Origin of the sequence: Flavobacterium soyangense, assembly GCF_015277675.1 — a bacterium.
In the GTDB taxonomy this organism is placed as follows: domain Bacteria; phylum Bacteroidota; class Bacteroidia; order Flavobacteriales; family Flavobacteriaceae; genus Flavobacterium; species Flavobacterium soyangense.
Genome location: NZ_JADHEC010000072.1, coordinates 1 through 2,907, shown reverse-complemented (window position 1 = coordinate 2,907; position 2,907 = coordinate 1). Strand labels below are relative to the sequence as shown.

General features: G+C 46.8%; 2 tRNA genes and 2 rRNA genes. All 4 read left to right on the top strand.

The features are described from left to right. The first annotated feature begins 67 nt into the window (after positions 1-67). A 16S ribosomal RNA gene (locus IR213_RS15925) occupies positions 68-1,579 on the top strand. A gap of 151 nt (positions 1,580-1,730) precedes the next feature. After that, a tRNA-Ile gene (locus IR213_RS15920) sits at positions 1,731-1,804 on the top strand. Between the two features lie 139 nt (positions 1,805-1,943). Then, positions 1,944-2,017, top strand: a tRNA-Ala gene (locus IR213_RS15915). A 128-nt stretch (positions 2,018-2,145) separates the two neighbouring features. Next, positions 2,146-2,907, top strand: a 23S ribosomal RNA gene (locus IR213_RS15910); the annotation flags it as partial.

Sequence of the window (2,907 nt, the reverse complement as noted above, 5' to 3'; positions counted from 1 at the left end):
AGATTTAAAAAACCACTAGAATTTGAGTCGAATAATAAGTAGTCAAGCCTAGCTTGACAAATAATATACGATGAAGAGTTTGATCCTGGCTCAGGATGAACGCTAGCGGCAGGCTTAACACATGCAAGTCGAGGGGTATGGTAGCAATACCAGAGACCGGCGCACGGGTGCGTAACGCGTATGCAATCTACCTTTCACAGAGGGATAGCCCAGAGAAATTTGGATTAATACCTCATGGTATAATTGAATGGCATCATTTAATTATTAAAGTCACAACGGTGAAAGATGAGCATGCGTCCCATTAGCTAGATGGTAAGGTAACGGCTTACCATGGCGACGATGGGTAGGGGTCCTGAGAGGGAGATCCCCCACACTGGTACTGAGACACGGACCAGACTCCTACGGGAGGCAGCAGTGAGGAATATTGGACAATGGGCGCAAGCCTGATCCAGCCATGCCGCGTGCAGGATGACGGTCCTATGGATTGTAAACTGCTTTTGTACAGGAAGAAACAACTCTACGTGTAGAGTCTTGACGGTACTGTAAGAATAAGGATCGGCTAACTCCGTGCCAGCAGCCGCGGTAATACGGAGGATCCAAGCGTTATCCGGAATCATTGGGTTTAAAGGGTCCGTAGGCGGCTTTATAAGTCAGTGGTGAAATCTCCCCGCTCAACGGGGAAACGGCCATTGATACTGTAAGGCTTGAATTATTAGGAAGTAACTAGAATATGTAGTGTAGCGGTGAAATGCTTAGAGATTACATGGAATACCAATTGCGAAGGCAGGTTACTACTAATGGATTGACGCTGATGGACGAAAGCGTGGGTAGCGAACAGGATTAGATACCCTGGTAGTCCACGCCGTAAACGATGGATACTAGCTGTTGGGCGCAAGTTCAGTGGCTAAGCGAAAGTGATAAGTATCCCACCTGGGGAGTACGTTCGCAAGAATGAAACTCAAAGGAATTGACGGGGGCCCGCACAAGCGGTGGAGCATGTGGTTTAATTCGATGATACGCGAGGAACCTTACCAAGGCTTAAATGTAGATTGACCGGTTTGGAAACAGACCTTTCGCAAGACAATTTACAAGGTGCTGCATGGTTGTCGTCAGCTCGTGCCGTGAGGTGTCAGGTTAAGTCCTATAACGAGCGCAACCCCTGTTGTTAGTTGCCAGCGAGTCATGTCGGGAACTCTAACGAGACTGCCAGTGCAAACTGAGAGGAAGGTGGGGATGACGTCAAATCATCACGGCCCTTACGCCTTGGGCTACACACGTGCTACAATGGCCGGTACAGAGAGCAGCCACTGGGTGACCAGGAGCGAATCTACAAAACCGGTCACAGTTCGGATCGGAGTCTGCAACTCGACTCCGTGAAGCTGGAATCGCTAGTAATCGGATATCAGCCATGATCCGGTGAATACGTTCCCGGGCCTTGTACACACCGCCCGTCAAGCCATGGAAGCTGGGGGTGCCTGAAGTCGGTGACCGTAAGGAGCTGCCTAGGGTAAAACTGGTAACTAGGGCTAAGTCGTAACAAGGTAGCCGTACCGGAAGGTGCGGCTGGAACACCTCCTTTCTAGAGCCTTAGTGTTAGCAGTAATGCACGCTAGGGAAAGAAGACGAAAAATTATTTTGGAAAAAGTCCAAGATGCGATTACTCTCGCTGTTAGTTCAAATAATACACGTAAGACCGTTATGATGACGGTTTTATTTTTAAGTAAAAAGAGTGTCTCGTAGCTCAGCTGGTTAGAGTACTACACTGATAATGTAGGGGTCGACAGTTCGAGTCTGTCCGAGACAACAAAACAATTACGAATTCAAAAATACGAATTACGAATTAAAAATAAACGTTCATATACAGATTAAAAGGAAATACTAGGGTTGAAAGGTTAGGAATTACAACAATTCATAATTCATAATTCACAATTCATAATTAGATTGGGGGATTAGCTCAGCTGGCTAGAGCGCCTGCCTTGCACGCAGGAGGTCAACGGTTCGACTCCGTTATTCTCCACGATTCCTACGGGAAAAAAGTTCATTGACATATTGAGATAAGAAAAAATTAAAAAGTAGAAAGCAGTTTTTTTTAATTTATTAGAAAAAACGAAACAAAACGGTCGTAATTGACTTTACGATTGGTACAATAAGCAAAATAAGGGCGTATGGGGGATGCCTAGGCTCTCAGAGGCGATGAAAGGCGTGATAAGCTGCGAAAAGTTACGGGGATTGGCACACACGATACGATCCGTAAATACCTGAATGGGGCAACCCACTATGTTGAAGACATAGTACACCGATAGGTGGGCAAACCCGCTGAACTGAAACATCTAAGTAGGCGGAGGAGAAGAAAACAAAAGTGATTCCGTAAGTAGTGGCGAGCGAACGCGGATTAGCCCAAACCAATGTTGTTACGGCAATGTTGGGGTTGTAGGACCACGACATTTCTTGCATAAAGAATTAGAATCTACTGGAAAGTAGAGCCAAAGAAGGTGATAGCCCTGTATAAGTAATGAATGTAAAGAATAGTGGTATCCTGAGTAGGGCGGGGCACGTGAAACCCTGTCTGAATTTGGCGGGACCATCCGCTAAGGCTAAATACTCCTGAGAGACCGATAGTGAACCAGTACCGTGAGGGAAAGGTGAAAAGAACCGTGAATAACGGAGTGAAATAGATCCTGAAACCATACGCTTACAAGCGGTCGGAGCCCTTTCGTGGGGTGACGGCGTGCCTTTTGCATAATGAGCCTACGAGTTAACGTTGCTGGCAAGGATAAGTGGTTAAGCCACGGATCCGTAGCGAAAGCGAGTCTGAATAGGGCGCTTTAGTCAGTAGTGTTAGACGCGAAACCGTGTGATCTACCCATGGGCAGGTTGAAGCTGTGGTAACACACAGTGGAGGACCGA